The following is a 15,678-nucleotide window of genomic DNA, read 5'->3' on the forward strand; positions in this document are numbered from 1 at the left end:
CCGCGCTCCCGCCGCACCCGGGGGGTGACCGCAGCCGCGCCCGACGACCGCGCTGCCGGGGCCGGCCGGACCAGACCGCCGCACCTCGGGCCGGGACGGGGCCCGCGGAGTGGCGAGGCGGGCCGCCGCGGCGGTCAGCGGGCGAGGGCCCCTCGGGCGGCAGTGACCACCTGCTCCGCGTAGCCGCGGCCGAACAGCACCGCGTGCACCAGCAGCGGAAACAGCTGGTGCAGCCCGACGCGGTCCGCCCAGCCGTCCGCGAGCGGCGCCGTCCCGTCGTAGCCGGCCAGCACTGCCTCCAGGTGGGGGCAGCCGAACAGCCGGAGCATCGCCAGGTCCGTCTCCCGGTGGCCGCCGTGCGCCGCCGGGTCGATCAGCCACACCCGCCCGCCGCCGGCCCACAGCACGTTCCCGCTCCACAGGTCGCCGTGCAACCGCGCGGGCGGCTCCGCAGGACCGGCGAGCTCGGGCAGCCACTCGCAGACCCGCTCCACCACGGACGCCTCGGACGGCCTCAGCACACCGCCGTCCACCGCACTGCGCAGGTACGGCGCCACGCGGTGCTCCGCGTACCAGCCCGGCCAGTCGTCGCCCGGCACGTTGCGCATCGGGGCGCGCCCGATGTACGCCTCGAGGGGGCCGCCCGGCGGCGCGGCGCCGAACGCGGGGGCTCCCGCCGCGTGCAGGGCCGCGAGCTCGCGGCCGAACCGTTCCGCGGCGGCCGCGCCCGGGCGCCCGACCGGCGCGCGTTCCGTCACGAGCCAGTCCTCGTCGTGCCCGTGGACGTCCGGGACCCGCACCACCCCGGCCGCGGCCAGCCAGCGCAGTCCCGCCGCTTCCGCCCGCGCCGCGCCGGGGCCGTCGCCCCGCTTCACCACCACCGACCGCCCGTCCGCCAGCGCCACCTCGGTGACCGCGCCGGACAAGGGCCGCTCGCCGGCCGCCGCGCCCCCGGTGAACCGGCCCGCCACCTCACGGGGGGAGCAGGCGGGCCCCGGACCTCCGGAACGCCCACCGGCGCCGGGCGCGCCCGCGGGCGGCGACCCGGTCATCGGGGAAGGCGCTCCCGCACCCAGGCGAGCAGACCGGGCGTCGCGTCCTCGATCATCGACAGCACCTCGTCGAAGCCCTCGGGGCCGCCGTAGTACGGATCGGGCACGTCCGGGTCCCCGTCCGCGCCGGGCGCGAAGGACCGCAGCAGCCGCACCCGTGACGGATCGCCGACCAGCCGCCGCAGGGCCTTCTCGTGCCCGCGGTCCATCGCCAGCAGCAGATCGGCCCCCAGATGGTCGTCGCCGACCTGCGCCGCGACGTGCTCCACCGGGTAGCCGCGCCGCACCAGCGCCTCTCCGGCCCGCGCGTCGATGGGCTCGCCCACGTGCCACGGGCCGGTCCCGGCACTCGTCACCCGCACGGCACCGTCCAGACCGGCGCGGCGCAGCCGGTCGGCGAACACGAGCGCGGCGGACGGAGAGCGGCAGATGTTCCCGGTACAGACGAAGCAGATGTGCACGGGCCCAGCGTACGGCTGGGGTCCCGCCGTGCCGCCGGGCGGGGAGGGGGCCACAGCCGGCGGGGTCGCTCCTCCGGCGACCCGGGGACCGGTGCCCCACCCGCCCCGACGACCCTGCCGTGCCCGCGGCCACGAGGCCGGTTGACCTTGCCCCAGGGGCAGAGGACACCCTTGCGGACGTGCAGAACGACGACGACACCCTGCTCAGCATCGGCGCCTTCGCGCGCCGGGCGCGGCTCTCCCCGAAGGCCCTGCGGCTGTACGACCGCCAGGGGCTGCTGCCACCGGACCGGGTCGACCCGGCCACCGGCTACCGCTCCTACCGGGAGGGCCGGCTGGGCACCGCCCGGCTGATCGCCCGGCTGCGCAGGCTCGACATGCCCCTCGCCGCGATCGCCGAGATCCTGGCGGCACCTGGCCCGGAGGCGTCCGACGCGGTCGCGCGCTACTGGCGGGACGTCGAGCAGCGCGTCGCCGCCCAGCGCGCGCTCGCCGCACACCTGTGCAGGGAACTGGCCCGCGACGGAGGCGGACGGGCCGTCCAGGGCATGGCCCGTGGACTGGAGGGTGAAACGGCCCGCGGCGAAGGGGGACGGGACCGGCACGACAGCCACGAGACGCGCGGGCCGGCCCACGTCGACGCGACGCACCCGCCGTACGGGCCGTTCGAGATCAGGCAGCGCGCGGTGCCCGAGCAGACGGTCCTCACCGAACTGTGCCACGCACAGCCGGAGGACCTGCCGGTGTGGATCCCGCAGGCCACGGCCCGCCTGGAGGAGGCGGCCCGGGCCTGCGGCGGCGTCGTCGCCGCCCCGTTCGTCGTCTACCACGGCGAGGTCAGCGAGGACAGCGACGGCCCCGTGGAGGTCTGCGTTCCCGTCGCCCCGGGCCGCGCCGCCGACGCGCCCGCCGCCCGCATGGAGCCGGCCCACCGGGAGGCGTACACGACGCTCACCAGAGCGCAGGCCGGGTACCCGCAGATCCTGTCCGCCTACGACGCGGTGTACCAGTGGCTCGCGGCGAACGGGCGGCGGGAGTCCGGTCCCGCCCGTGAGGTGTACTTCGGCCACTGGGGGCAGGCCGCCCCCGACGAGCAGATCTGCGACGTCGCGGTCCCCCTCGCCCGGACCTGACCGGCCCGGACGCCGGTCCTCGCCACGGCGAGCCCCGCGACGGCAGCGGGCCGAGCTGCTCCGGCGCCCCCGCGGACCTCACCGGCCGGCCCGCCGCCCCGGCCGCCACCCGGCGCGCACGCGCCCGGATCAGGAGCCCGCCCCCTGGGACGGTCCGCGCGGGCGCTGGGGCCGCCGGTCACCGTCGGCCGGAGCCGGCCGGCGGTGGCTCGTGTCGCACCAGGGGAAGCGCGCACTGCGCCGACAGGTGCAGAGCGCGACCCGGAACCGGTCCGAGGAGACCACGGAGCCGTCCTCCAGCTCCACCTCCACCGGTCCCTCCACCAGCAGGGGGCCGCGGCGCTGCACGGTGATGCGGCAGGGCGCGTCAGCGCGGTCGTTCGGCACGGATGACCACCAGCTCCTCCTCGTCCTGGGCGCGCCCCAGCAGGCCCTGCGTGCGCAGCCAGTCGCGCCGCGCACGCAGCACGGGACCGAAGGGCACCCTCCGGTGCTCCACCACCGCGGCGTCCAGACCCGCCGCACCCAGGTGCTCCAGGGTGCGGCGGGCCCCGCTCAGCGCCGAATGCACCAGCAGCAGGGTGCCGCCGGGGCGGAGCAGCCCGGGGGCGTCGCGGCAGATGCGGTCCAGAAGCATCCGGCCGTCGTGGCCGGCGTCCCAGGCACGCGCCGCACCGCGCCGCCCCCACACGCCATCCGGCGCGGGCACGTACGGGGGGTTGGACACGATCACGTCGAACGACTCCCCGGCGACGGGTGCGCACAGGTCCCCGCGGACCGTGCGGACCCGGAGCCCGGCCCGCCACGCGTTGAGCCGCGTCGTGTGCACGGCACGCCGCGACACGTCCACGGCCGTCACCGTGGCGCCGCGGCGCGCCGCGTCGAGGGCCAGCGCGCCGGAGCCGGTCCCGATGTCGAGCACCCGCGCCCCGGCCAGGAAGGGCACGGCGTCCAGCACGCCCGCCAGCAGGGCCGTGTCCTCCTGCGGGGCGTAGACCCCCGGTGGTACCAGTAGCTTCACGGGCGGCCGAGTACCCCCGATCGCCGGAACCCAACAGGGCCGCGCGCCCACCGCCTGCGCAGCGGCACCGTCCCCGGTCACCCGGTGCCCTGGATCCGCCCGCTCCGGTCGTGCCTCCCGGCGAGGCGCCCCCGGCGGGACACGGCGCACCGCGTCTCCGGCGGAGGGGGCAGCCGCCTCCCGGCCCCTCCACGCACCCGCCGGGTGGCCCACCGGCCCCAGCCCGCGGCCGGTCCCCCTCAGCCGTCTCCCCGCCCGCACGAGCCCCGACGCCCCCGCCGGCGGCCACCGCAACCGGCGGCTGCCGCCCGCCGTCGCGGAGCGGGCACCCACCCGGGCGGCCGGGTCGGGCCCTCAGCCGCGTGCGGGCCCGCCCTCGGCCCCGTACAGCGACGAACGTCCGTCCTTCCAGCACCCCAGCAGGTGATCCGCCAGCCGGTCCTCCAGGTGACCGGTCACGCCGATCCCGAAGGCCACGTCACCGGCGAGGTGCGGTTCCTCCGCCAGCAGACCGCCGATCACCTCCCGGCGCACCACCTGCTCGTGCACCGCGTCCGCCTCGACGTGCTCGTCGTAGAAGAAGCACGCCGCCGGCCCCGCTCCGGCCCGCCGCATCGCGTCCGCCATCCGCCGGGACGCCGGGGAGGAGGTCACTTCGACGGCCGCGAAGTGGCCCACCAACGCGCCGCGCAGCGCCCGGTGCAGGCCGAGGAGCGACATGAGGTTGACCACGGCCAGCATCTCGGCGCAGCCCGCGTCCAGCCAGCGGCCGTAGCGGGCGTCCACCCCCAGGTCCTCCATGAGGTCGGCGAAGAGCCGCGCGTGGACGCGTTCGGCGCGGCCCCCGCCGTACTCGTCGAACTCCACGGCGGCCATCCCCGCCTTCGCCCGGCCCCACAGCCGCGGCAGCACCCACGCGTGCGGATCGGCCTCCTTGAGGTGGTACAGGGACCGGTGGACCGCGTACTCCCGCAGGTGCCACAGGCGCCCCTCGTCCCGCAGGAAGCGCGAAACGCCGCTGCCTTCCGCCGGCTCCGCCAGGATGTCCCGGACCGCGTCGTCCACCGTCCCGTGCACCGGTGTGTCGGCGCGCAGGGCGTCCAGGAAGCACCCCTCCAGCAGGGACCGCACGGCGAGGAGCCCCGGATCCCACTCACGCTCCGCGTCGACGCCGGCGAACCCGCGGTAGTGCAGCTCGTAGCACACGTACAGGGCGAGCTGGAGGTCGTCGCCGTACGGGTCCGCAGCCCGGACGTCCGCCTCCGCGGGCAGACCGCCCCCGCCCGCCAGGTACGCCCGTACGGCTCCGGAGACCGGCCCGCGGCCGGTCGGCAGCTCGGGCCCGTGCGTGTCGTGGGTCATGGCCGCCGGGTACCGCCCGGCCCGAGCCGTACACCACCCCCTTTCGGCTCATGGGAAGGCCACCGGCCGCCTCGGCGCCCGCACGGGAACGGAGGCCGCCGGACGGCCGCCCGCCCGGTCGCGCGGCGGTGCCGGCGGCCGTAGACAGGGCGCAGGCACCCACGGACCGCCACGACCAGGATGAGTGATGATCAGAACGTTTCCCGCGTCCGGTGTCGGGAGTCCCCGGCAGCTCGCCGAAGCGAAGCGGGGCCGCACCGCGCCGAGCGGGGGCCCCCCGTGCGGGTGTCCGTCGTCGTTCCGGCCCGCAACTGCGCCTCCACCATCGAAGGCGTGGTGAGGCCGATCGTCGACGACCTCGTGGCGGCGGGAGCGGTCGACGAGGTCCTGGTCGTCGACCACGACTCCGCCGACGGCACCGCGGCGCGGGCCGTCCGGGCCGGCGCACGCGTGGTCGCCTTCTCGCGGGCCGGTCCGGCCGTCGACATCCCGGACTCCGGCAAGGGCTCCGTGATGTGGAAGGGCATCTGGGAGAGCAACGGCGACATCGTCGTCTTCATCGACGGCGACCACCTGACGTTCGACTCCACCAAGGCCGCCGACCTGATCGCGCCCCTCCTGCACGATCCCGGCGTGCGCCACGTCCGCGCGTTCTACGACCGCTACGAGGGCGGGCGCACCACCGAGGCCATGGCCCGCCCCGTGCTGTCCCTGCTGCACCCGGAGCTCGCCGGCCTGCGCCAGCCCCTCAGCGGTGAGCACGCCACCTGGCGACCCGTCCTGGCCTCCCTGGTCTTCCCCGCCGGATGGGGCACGGAGTTCGGCATCCTCGACCAGATCACCCGCCGCCACGGGGCCGCGTCCATCGGCCAGGTAGACCTGCGTTACAAGGAGCACGTCAAGGGAGACTGGGCCCACATCTCCCTCCAGGCGTTCGAGCTCCTCTACGTCGCCCTGCGCAACGAGTTCCGCGCACAGGGCCGCGCGTTCCCCCGCCACTGGGGGGACGTCGTCATCACACCGGGGGAACGGCCCGGCGAGGTCGTCCGCCGAGCCGCCCGCACCCGGGAACTGCCTCCGCTGATGAGCCTGCCGTCCTGGCAGGACCGCGAACGCGACCGCCTCGCCCGGGCACCGGGCCGACCCGCGCCGTAGGGGGGCGGGTCTCCGAAACCGGGCCCTGCGCCGCTCACCCGGCCGTGGGCGCCGCCCACCAGTGGCTTACCAACGCCCCGCGCACCCACCTGCACGAGCCGCCGGATCGGCACGAACGCACCCGCACCGGCCCGCCCGCGCCGCACCCGCGCCTTCCCGGCAGCTGACCGACCGCCGCCCCAGCCGACCCCGTACCCTCACCCGGCCCGCCTGGCCACCCGCCCGGAACGCCACCGGACCCCCGGCACACGACCACGTTCCGACGACCGCGCACCGACCGGTCAGGGAAACCGGCCCCTTCCGCGTCCTGACCGGTGTGAACAGGAGAGACCAGACACACGATCCGGCGGGCACCGGACCGAGCGCCGGAACCGGGACGGCCACAGAGCCCGGGGCACTGACCGCCCGCGACACCTGGCGGGCCCTCTACGCCCGCTTCCGGCCCCACCGGCGCACCGTCGCGTTCGGCGCGCTGCTCACCCTTATCGGCTCGCTCAGCGGCCTGGCCCAGCCCCTGGCGGCGAAGGAACTGGTGCACCGGCTGGGCGGCGACGAGCCGGTGACCGACGTCCTGCTGCTGCTCACCGCCCTCGTCGTACTCGGCACGGCGGTGTCCGCGGCCGGCGGCTACGTGCTGGAGCGCACGGCGGAGTCCGTCGTCCTGGCCGCCCGCCGCAGCCTCGTGGGGCGGATGCTGCGGCTGCGGGTGCCCGACATGGACCGGACCCAGCCGGGCGACCTGATGTCACGGATCACCTCGGACACCACGCTGCTCAGGGCCGTGACCACCCAGTCGGTCGTCTCGGGCACCACGGGGGCCCTCACCTTCGCGGGCGCCGTCGTACTGATGGGCTTCCAGGACCCGGTGCTGCTGGGCGTCACCCTGGGGGTGATCGTGCTGATCGCCACGGCGACGGCGCTGGTGATGCCGCGGATCGCCAGGGCGACGGGGCGGGCCCAGGAAGCGGTCGCCACGATGTCCGCGCTCCTGGAACGCGCCTTCGGCGCGATCCGCACGGTCAAGGCGTCGGGCGCGGAGGCCCGTGAGACCGCAGCCCTGGAGGAGGCCGCGCAGGAGGCGTGGCGGCAGGGCGTGACCTCCGCGAAGTGGCAGTCCGTGGCCGGGACGTCGGTGGGACTCGCCGTCCAGGTGTCGTTCCTGGCGGTGCTCGGCATCGGCGGCGCACGCGTCGCGTCGGGCGCCATCTCCGTGGCCACGCTCGTCGCCTTCCTGCTGCTCCTGTTCTACCTGATCGAGCCCGTCGCACAGCTGGTGGAGGCTGCCACGCAGTACCAGGTCGGCGCCGCGGCAGTGGCGCGCATCGTCGAAGCGGAACGCATGGGCACCGAGGACACCGGCCCGTCGCCCGACCGCACCGGAACGCCGCCCGACCCGGAGGGCCCCGCCTCCGTCACCTTCGAAAGCGTCACCTTCCGGTACGACGACGACCTGCCCTACATCCACCACGGTGTCGACTTCGCCGTCCCGGGCGGCGGCATGACCGCCTTCGTCGGCCCGTCCGGCGCGGGCAAGACGACCGTGTTCGGGCTGATCGAGCGGTTCTACGAGACGACGGGCGGCCGCGTCCTCGTCGACGGCGTCGACGTGCGCGACTGGTCCCTGGACCGGCTGCGCGCGTCGATCGGCTACGTCGAGCAGGACGCTCCGGTGCTCTCCGGCACCCTCCGCGAGAACCTCCTGTTCGCCGCACCGCACGCCACGGACCGCGAGGTGGCGGACGTGCTGCGGCAGGCCCGCCTGGAGGGCCTCGTCGAGCGCCTGCCCGACGGCCTCGACACCCGGGTCGGGCACCGGGGCACCAAGCTCTCGGGCGGCGAGCGGCAACGCGTCGCCATCGCCCGCGCCCTGCTGCGCAAGCCGCGCCTGCTGCTCCTCGACGAGGCCACCTCGCAGCTCGACGCCGTCAACGAACTGGCCCTTCGGGACACGGTTGCGGACGCGGCACGCCACACGACGGTGCTGGTGGTCGCCCACCGGCTGTCGACGGTGACCCTCGCGGACCGCATCGTCGTCATGGAGGCCGGCCGCGTACGGGCCGTGGGCACCCACGCGGAGCTCACGGCGTCGGACGCCCTCTACGAGGAGCTCGCCACGACGCAGTTCCTGGTCCCGGGAGCCGACGCCCGGCCTGAGGCCGTCACCTGAACCTGGCGCGCCCCCACCGCCTCGGCGGGCGTACGGGCCCTGCTCGGCCCGGGTACGGACCCGTGCCCCGACGGGACGTCTCCCGTCGGGGCACGGCACGGCACGGCCCCGCCCGGAACGGCGCGGGCCCCGCGGCTCACCGCGAGGCCACAGCCGGCTGCGGAAGGACCACCTCCCAGGTGTCCACCGCGTAGTCCGTCCGCATGCCGTGCGCCTCGTAGAGCCGCAGGGCGCCCGTCTCGTTGAGCGTGTCCACCCCGAGGCCGATGGTGTCGCGGCCCCTGGCGGCGTAGGCGGCGAAGGCGTGCCGCAGCAGGTACCCGGCGACGCCCCGGCCCCGATGCGCCTTCAGCACGCCGACGTTGCGGATCCAGCCCGTGCTCTGCCGGTCGTTCCTCGACAGGAGCACGGCGGCGTCCTCGCCGTCCAAGGCGGCGATCCACACGAGGGACCAGTCGATGTGCGCCGCCCCGAGGTCCTCCAGCCACTGGTCGTAGGTCCGCGGCTGGTGGTCGAAGTGCTCGCTGAACGCCTCCTGCAGCAACGCGTGGGCCCGCCGCCGGTCCGCCTCGTCGACGCAGTCCCGCAGGCTCAGGCCCACGGGCGGTTCCGGAACGCTCCGGTCCTGCGGGGACAACGGACGGGTCATCACCTGATAGCGGCGCACCCGCCGCCAACCGCGGCGCTCCAGCATCTGCGGGTCGGTGGTGGGACTGGTGTTGAGGTGCAGGTGCAGCACCGCCCGGGAGGCGCCGTTGCCGCGCGCCATGACGAGCGCACGGGCCTCGGCGAGCGCCAGGAGCCGCTCGCCGGCGGCGCCGCAGTCGGGCAGCGCGTAGTGGTCCGCGTCGATCCGCTCACCACCGGACTCGTCCCAGACCAGGGCGTAGGCGACCAGCCGGCCGTCCTGGAAGGCCAGCCAGGAGTCCTCCGCGAGATCCACTTCGGGATGCGTGAGCTCGGTCTCCACCGTGTGCAGATCCGTGTCGGGCCGCCCGATCTCGATGGTGTCGATCTCGTTGAGCAGGTCGCAGACAGACGGTGCATCGCCGACGGTGGCCGGCCGGACCGCGAAGGGCAGTTCGGATGTCATCCGGCCACTTTCGATCCACCGCGCCGGCCCCGCAAACGATTTAGCCGTCCTGCCCTCGGCCCGCACGTGGCCCGCCAACAGGACCGCATCACCGCCGCGCAGCGACTCCTGCCGCACGAGCAGGTGCGCACCCCGGCTGACGCCGACGCACTCACGTCCGTACGGCCGGCAGGGTCGAGGGGCCGGCCTGCACGACTCAGTAGGCCGCCGGGCCCGTCACATCGTCCGGAAGGCACCCGCGTCCACCACTCCGTCCCCGGAAACGGATCGTCCGCCCCGTCCACTCCTCGACGAGCCACGCCTCGGCGATGGAATCCGGTCAAGCCCCTGTCGTGTGGCCGGAACTAGTGCCATGCTGGACGGGCGTACCGCTCCGCCACCGGGCGGAGGGGAGCGCACCCGGCCGCGCCCTGCGTTCCCCCGACAGGGCGCGGCCGCGCCGCATGCGCCGGACCGGCAGCAGCGCTGAGCACCCCGAGCGGGGACTGCCGGAGCGCCCGTCCGTGCCCGCGTGGGCACGTCGAGCCCCCCTTCAGGCCCCCGGCCGCGCGGCCGGCGCCGCACCCGTTCTCCTCCGTCCCCGCCGGTCAGGGGAGGACCACCCGGTCGACGATCGTCTGCTCCTGCGGTGCCTGCACCGGGAGCGCGGTCACCCGACCGCGTGGGCGGGGGCCTCCCGCACCGTCCGGGCGCGTCCGGCCGCCCGCTGGGCCCGTCACCGCTGGGCACGGTGAAGGCCACGACGCCTTCCCCTGACGGCGCGCGCACCGCCACGTTTCCCCCGTGGCGGGTGAGGCGGAGGAGGCGGGCCTGGGATGCGATGGAAGGGAGCGGCGGGGTGCGGGCCGGCAGTGGACGGGCCGGCGCCTCGTCGTGCCAGGCCGACTCGGTGAGGTGGACGGCATGAAGCGCTGGTGGGCACTGATCGTCCTCGGTACGGCTCAGTTCCTCATGGTGCTGGACACCTCCGTCATGAACGTGTCCATCAGCCGGCTGGTCGAGGACTTCGATACGGAGGTCACCGCCATTCAGGCCGTGATCACCCTGTATGCGCTGGTCATGGCCGCGTTCATGCTCGTCGGCGGCAGGCTCGGGGACATCCTGGGACGCCGCCGCACGTTCCTCCTGGGGCTGGGCGTCTACGGAGTCGGCTCGGCCCTGACAGCTGTCGCGCCGACGCTGTGGGTCCTCACGCTGGGCTGGTCGGTCATCGAGGGGCTCGGCGCGGCCCTGGTCCTGCCGGCCATGGCCGCCCTCGTCGCAGAGGCCTACCGGGGGCGCGACCGGGCTGTCGCGTACGCGGTCATCGGCGGGCTCGCGGGCGCCGGCATCGCGGTCGGGCCGCTGCTGGGAGGCTGGGTCACGACGTACCTCACCTGGCGGCTCGTCTTCGCCGGCGAGGTCGTCGTGGTCGTGGCGGTGCTGCTGTGCCGCCGTGTGATCGCGGCACCGGCGGAGACCGGCCCGCGCCCCCGGCTGGACGGTGCCGGCGCGGCCCTGTCCGCGGCGGGGCTCGGGCTGTGCGTGCTGGGAGTGCTGCAGAGCAGCTCGTGGGGGTGGGTGGAGCCCCGCAACCCGCCGTTCACCGTCCTCGGCTTCGCTCCGACGCTGTTCGTCATCGCGGCGGGGGTGGGCGCGCTGGCCGCCTTCCGGTCCTGGGAACGGCGGCGGGACGCCCGGGGCGCCGACCCCCTGGTCCACCTGTCCCTGCTGGCACGGCCCGTCCTGCGGTCCGGCCTGCTGACCCTGCTGAACCAGAACCTCATCCTGCTGGGTCTGTTCTTCACCATTCCGCTGTACCTGCAGGTGGTCCAGGGGTTCGACGCCTTCCAGACGGGCCTGAGGATGCTGCCCGTGTCGGTGACGATGTTCGTGACCTCCCTGACCGCGTCGTCCCTGGGCCGCGTCATGGGGCCGCGCCGCGTGGTCCGGCTGGCCCTCGTGACCTTGGCGGCAGCCGTCGTCTGGCTGCTGGCCACCATCGACCCGGCCATCGACGACGTGCAGTTCGCCGGAGCGATGGCGCTGCTCGGCGTGGGCGTCGGCCTGCTCGCCTCGCAGCTGGGCAACGTCGTCCAGTCGAGCGTCGGCGAGGGGGAGCGCAGCGAGGCCGGGGGACTGCAGTTCACCGCGCAGAACCTCGGCTCCGCCCTCGGCACCGCACTCATCGGGTCGATCCTCATCGGGGCGCTGGCCCACGCCTTCACGACGCAGGTGGCGGACGACCCCCGCCTTTCCGAAGCCGCCCGCGAGCAGGTCGGCGTCTCCCTCGAAGCCGGCATCACCTTCGTGCCCACCGATCAGGTACGGGTGGCGGCCGAGCGCGCCGGGCTGCCGCCGTCCGAGATCGAGGCCGTCACGGACGCCTACGCGGCGGCGCAGCTGGACGGCCTGAAAGCGGCGATCCTCGCCACCGGCGGCGTCTCCCTCGCCGGCCTTCTGGTCACGTCCGCCCTGCCGGCGGCCGGCCGGCGCAGCCCGGCACGGCCCGATGCCGACGCCCCGGACGGAGCGGCCTGATCCCCGGCCCGCGTCCCGTAGGAGGCCGATGTGCCCAGGAGCGAACCCACTGGCGCCGCCGCGTCCCGCGTGGCACGGCGTGCTGAGCGCAGGGCCCACGCCGACTACACGGGCGGCGTGTACGGATCCCTGCTCGCGGCCTCCGTGGTGACCGGTGCGGGTACCCTCGGCTCGTTTCCCCGCGCCGAGCTCGTGCTGCTGCTGTTGCTCACCGGGGCGGTGTTCTGGGTCGCGCACGTGCACGCCCAGTTGTTCGGGGCGCACCTCGCGCAGCATGTGCTGGACCGCGCGGTCGTGCTGCACGTGTGCCGGGACGAGTGGCCGATCCTCAAGGCCGCCGTCCCGCCGGCCGCTGCCGTGGCGGTCAGCCCCCTGTTCGGGTTGGACGTACGAGGAGCCCTCTGGCTGGCGCTCTCCGTCGCCGTGGCCGGTCAGGTGGGTTGGTCCGTGGCCGCGGCCCGCCGCGCGGGTGCGTCGCCGCGGCTCACGGCCGCGACCGCACTGGTCAACCTGCTGCTCGGCCTCCTCATCGTCTCCTTCAAGCTCGTCCTGAAGCACTGAACCGCGGACCCTGCAGGAAACGTCGCCATCGGGATGGCGTCCCGCAGCCCGCGACCCAGGTGGCGGTTTCATGGAACACGGCACGCCGGCACGCCGGCGTGGACCTGGCCGAGCAGGCCCGCCGCACCCACCAGGCCATGCTGGAACACGGCCGCCGCACGCCGACTCCAGGACCAGGACGTCCCCTTCGAGCCGGGCGACGGAGCACAGGCGCCCGCGCAAGATCACCGGGGTGTGCGTGTTCGACGACATGCGCGGAGTGCAGGGGTGGGTGAGGCCCCGTAGCCGGCCCGGCGGCAGCCCGGCTGGGGGCAGCGCGCAGTGACACGGCCCGGAAGGCGCAGGGAAGGGCGGCGGAGGACACCGGCGGGACCGTCACCCTGCCCGAGTCGCCCCACAGTGCTGCCGGGCCGTCGTCAACCAGGCGCCGCGGCAGGCCGGGAGCGCCGGCACACCGCGGAAGACGCCCACAGCGCGGCGCAGGGCAGGCCGCCCGGCCGTCGTAGCGCGCTGCCTCTGCGCGGCTTCGACCTCGCTCCAGCGGCCCGCCACCTGGAGCAGGTCCTGCGTGCGGGCGCCCTGCGCCGGGCGATGTGGCGCCGCCCGGTGTGCCGCTGCCGTCCCGTGGTGGGGCAAGGGAGTCGGGCCCGTGCACGCCTGCACATCCTGCCCCCTCGTCGCCACACGGAGCCGCCGCCAGGCGACCCTCGAAGCCGGGCGTGACCCGCGCGGTCTGCGTGCCGCACCAGGTCTGCCGGCTCACCGGGTCCCCCCGCCGGAGGGCGGCGCGATGCCGGTGTCGTGGCCGGGCTCGACGATGTCCCGCCGTCCCCGGTTCGTGGCGGTGTCCTCGGCCCGGATCTCGAAGTGGTGGAAGTCGAACGCGGGCGACTCGGAGCGGATCCTCGGAACGGCGAGGAAGTTGTGGCGCGGCGGCGGGCAGGAGGTGGCCCATTCGAGCGACCGCCCGTGCCCCCACGGGTCGTCGACGCCCACGCGCCTGCCGAGCGTGGCGGTCTTCCACACGTTGAACAGGAACGGCAGGGTCGACAGGCCCAGCAGGAAAGCACCGATGGACGAGATCGTGTTGAGCACCGTGAAACCGTCGGCCGCCAGGTAGTCGGCGTAGCGGCGCGGCATTCCCTCGGCTCCGAGCCAGTGCTGCACGAGGAAGGTGGTGTGGAAGCCCGTGAAGAGCGTCCAGAACTGGATCTTGCCGAGGCGTTCGTCGAGCAGCGTGCCGGTCATCTTCGGCCACCAGAAGAAGAACCCGGCGAACATCGCGAAGACGATCGTGCCGAACAGCACGTAGTGGAAGTGCGCGACGACGAAATACGTGTCGTGGACGTGGAAGTCCAACGGCGGCGAGGCCAGGATGATGCCGGTCAGCCCGCCGAAGAGGAACGTCACGAGGAAGCCCACCGCCCACAGCATCGGGGTCTCGAAGCTCAGCGAGCCGTGCCACATGGTGCCGATCCAGTTGAAGAACTTCACACCGGTCGGGACCGCGATGAGGAAGCTCATGAAGGCGAAGAACGGCAGCAGCACAGCGCCGGTGGTGAACATGTGGTGCGCCCACACGGTGATCGACAAGCCCGTGATGGCGATCGTGGCGCCCACCAGTCCGGCGTAACCGAAGATCGGCTTGCGGGCGAAGACCGGGATGACCTCGCTGATCACACCGAAGAACGGCAGCGCCAGGATGTAGACCTCCGGGTGCCCGAAGAACCAGAACAGGTGCTGCCACAGCAGTGCACCACCGTTCTCCGGGCTGAACACCCGCGAGCCGAAATGCCGGTCGGACTCCAGCACCAGCAGCGCGGCCGCCAGGACGGGGAAGGCCACGAGCACCAGGATGGAGGTCAGCAGTACGTTCCACGTGAAGATGGGCATCCGGAACATGGTCATCCCCGGAGCCCGCATGCAGATGATCGTCGCCATGAAGTTGACGGCACCGAGGATGGTGCCGAAGCCCGACAGGGCCAGCCCCATGATCCACAGGTCGGCGCCCGTGAACGGGGAGTGCCGGGGTCCGCTCAGCGGCGTGTAGGCCGTCCAGCCGAAGTCCGCGGCGCCCTGCGGCGTGAGGAGCGCCCCGACCACGATGAGGCCGCCGAACAGGAACAGCCAGTACGACAACATGTTCAGCCGGGGGAACGCCACATCGGGGGCGCCGATCTGCAACGGCATGATCGCGTTGGCGAACCCCGCGAACGTGGGTGTCGCGAAGAGCAGCAGCATGACCGTGCCGTGCAGGGTGAACGCCTGGTTGTACTGCTCCATGGACATCACCTGCATGCCGGGGCGGGCCAGTTCCGCGCGGAGCGCCAGCGCCAGCGCGCCTCCGATGAGGAAGAACCCGAAGGAGGTGACCAGGTACAGGTGCCCGATCTTCTTGTGGTCGGTCGTGGTGAGCCAGTCGACGGCGACGCGTCCCGCGCCGCGGCGAGCGACGGGGACGAGTGTGGGAGGTTCGGGGGAGGTGACCATGGCGAAGTCCTGGTGGGCCGAGGAGAGAAACCGCACGGTGGGTCGCTGCAGGCGAGAGACGACGCTACGGAACCACTCGTGGGCGCACAGCCCGACAGGCGTACCACGGCACAAGACATCTCATCGGATTACGTCCCTACGGGGCGGGCTGTGGCACCTCCACCGCGCGGCGGATCACCGTCGCGGGCGGGCCGGCCAGGGCACCGCGGCCGAGGCCCGGGGCGGCGGACGCGGCGAGCCAGTCGGCGACGCGCAGGGCGACGCCCCCGGCCATCGGGCCGCCGAGCGCGCGGACCGGTCTCGCCACGGCGGGCCCGGCCAGGCCGGCTCAGGCCGGCAGGCGTACGTCCTGGGTACGCAGTACGCCCGGGTCACCGGAACGAACGGACAGGTCGGCCCCGCCATGTTCGTCGGGTCCCGCGCCGCCCGGCAACCGGCCCCCGGCACGCGCCCCGTGACCGCGCACGCCTTCGGCGGGACCGACCGGGCATCGCCGTCGTCGGATCAGCGCGACCCGCCGCCGGCGCCAGGAGGTCCCGGCGCGAGGCCGCTCCCGCCGTCCGGTGAGGAGGGCCGGGACCGCTGGTCGACGAAGTAGGCGCCGATAACGCTCGGAGGGGGGTTTGTTGGTGTGCCGGGTCGTTGGTGGCCTGGGGTGTTGTG

13 protein-coding genes are annotated in these 15,678 nt (G+C 74.6%); 5 read left to right on the forward strand and 8 right to left on the reverse strand.

Annotated elements, in window-relative coordinates; all coding sequences use genetic code 11:
• Positions 1-134 precede the first annotated feature (134 nt).
• Positions 135-1,052: a fructosamine kinase family protein gene (locus tag BJP40_RS06145; RefSeq protein WP_079170961.1), complete on the reverse strand. Its 918-nt coding sequence runs from the start codon at positions 1,050-1,052 to the stop codon at positions 135-137.
• Positions 1,049-1,513, reverse strand: coding sequence for a low molecular weight protein-tyrosine-phosphatase (locus tag BJP40_RS06150; RefSeq protein WP_071279285.1), 465 nt, complete (start codon positions 1,511-1,513; stop codon positions 1,049-1,051). Before BJP40_RS06150 ends, BJP40_RS06145 begins: the two co-directional genes overlap by 4 nt.
• 179 nt (positions 1,514-1,692) lie before the next feature.
• On the opposite strand from BJP40_RS06150, the gene BJP40_RS06155 reads away from it, so the two are divergent.
• Positions 1,693-2,646 carry a MerR family transcriptional regulator gene (locus tag BJP40_RS06155; RefSeq protein WP_071279272.1) on the forward strand — a complete coding sequence of 318 codons (954 nt, stop codon included), beginning with the start codon at positions 1,693-1,695 and terminating at the stop codon, positions 2,644-2,646.
• A 129-nt stretch (positions 2,647-2,775) separates the two neighbouring features.
• Here BJP40_RS06155 and BJP40_RS06160 read toward each other — a convergent pair whose 3' ends face one another.
• The 3 genes from BJP40_RS06160 to BJP40_RS06170 form a co-directional block, all read right to left on the reverse strand.
• Positions 2,776-3,033, reverse strand: a complete 258-nt coding sequence (locus BJP40_RS06160; protein WP_071269427.1) for a CDGSH iron-sulfur domain-containing protein — start codon at positions 3,031-3,033, stop codon at positions 2,776-2,778.
• On the reverse strand, positions 3,014-3,667 hold the full coding sequence (locus BJP40_RS06165; RefSeq protein ID WP_071279274.1) for a HemK2/MTQ2 family protein methyltransferase: 654 nt from the start codon (positions 3,665-3,667) through the stop codon (positions 3,014-3,016). Before BJP40_RS06165 ends, BJP40_RS06160 begins: the two co-directional genes overlap by 20 nt.
• A gap of 354 nt (positions 3,668-4,021) precedes the next feature.
• On the reverse strand, positions 4,022-5,029 hold the full coding sequence (locus BJP40_RS06170) for an iron-containing redox enzyme family protein (protein WP_071279275.1): 1,008 nt from the start codon (positions 5,027-5,029) through the stop codon (positions 4,022-4,024).
• Positions 5,030-5,308: 279 nt separating this feature from the next.
• Here BJP40_RS06170 and BJP40_RS06175 point away from each other — a divergent pair, with 279 nt between their 5' ends.
• Together BJP40_RS06175 and BJP40_RS06180 are read left to right on the forward strand one after the other, a co-directional pair.
• Entirely contained in the window at positions 5,309-6,184 is an 876-nt protein-coding gene (locus BJP40_RS06175; RefSeq protein WP_071279277.1) for a glycosyltransferase, read from the forward strand.
• A 397-nt stretch (positions 6,185-6,581) separates the two neighbouring features.
• Positions 6,582-8,351 carry an ABC transporter ATP-binding protein gene (locus BJP40_RS06180; protein WP_071279287.1) on the forward strand — a complete coding sequence of 590 codons (1,770 nt, stop codon included), beginning with the start codon at positions 6,582-6,584 and terminating at the stop codon, positions 8,349-8,351.
• Positions 8,352-8,487: 136 nt separating this feature from the next.
• On the opposite strand, the gene BJP40_RS06185 is transcribed toward BJP40_RS06180, so the two are convergent.
• Positions 8,488-9,444 (reverse strand): GNAT family N-acetyltransferase, encoded by a 957-nt coding sequence (locus BJP40_RS06185; protein WP_071279278.1) that lies wholly within the window; start codon positions 9,442-9,444, stop codon positions 8,488-8,490.
• A 903-nt stretch (positions 9,445-10,347) separates the two neighbouring features.
• Here BJP40_RS06185 and BJP40_RS06190 point away from each other — a divergent pair.
• Together BJP40_RS06190 and BJP40_RS06195 are read left to right on the forward strand one after the other, a co-directional pair.
• Positions 10,348-11,964: an MFS transporter gene (locus tag BJP40_RS06190; RefSeq protein WP_071279279.1), complete on the forward strand. Its 1,617-nt coding sequence runs from the start codon at positions 10,348-10,350 to the stop codon at positions 11,962-11,964.
• A gap of 30 nt (positions 11,965-11,994) precedes the next feature.
• Entirely contained in the window at positions 11,995-12,525 is a 531-nt protein-coding gene (locus tag BJP40_RS06195) for a hypothetical protein (RefSeq protein ID WP_071279281.1), read from the forward strand.
• A gap of 759 nt (positions 12,526-13,284) precedes the next feature.
• Here BJP40_RS06195 and ctaD read toward each other — a convergent pair.
• Positions 13,285-15,015 carry a cytochrome c oxidase subunit I gene (gene ctaD, locus BJP40_RS06200; RefSeq protein WP_071279283.1) on the reverse strand — a complete coding sequence of 577 codons (1,731 nt, stop codon included), beginning with the start codon at positions 15,013-15,015 and terminating at the stop codon, positions 13,285-13,287.
• Positions 15,016-15,151: 136 nt separating this feature from the next.
• Positions 15,152-15,322 (reverse strand): hypothetical protein, encoded by a 171-nt coding sequence (locus tag BJP40_RS34020; RefSeq protein WP_177204316.1) that lies wholly within the window; start codon positions 15,320-15,322, stop codon positions 15,152-15,154.
• Positions 15,323-15,678 lie beyond the last annotated feature (356 nt).

Source organism: Streptomyces sp. CC53 (genome assembly GCF_001865245.1).
In the GTDB taxonomy this organism is placed as follows: Bacteria; Actinomycetota; Actinomycetes; order Streptomycetales; family Streptomycetaceae; genus Streptomyces.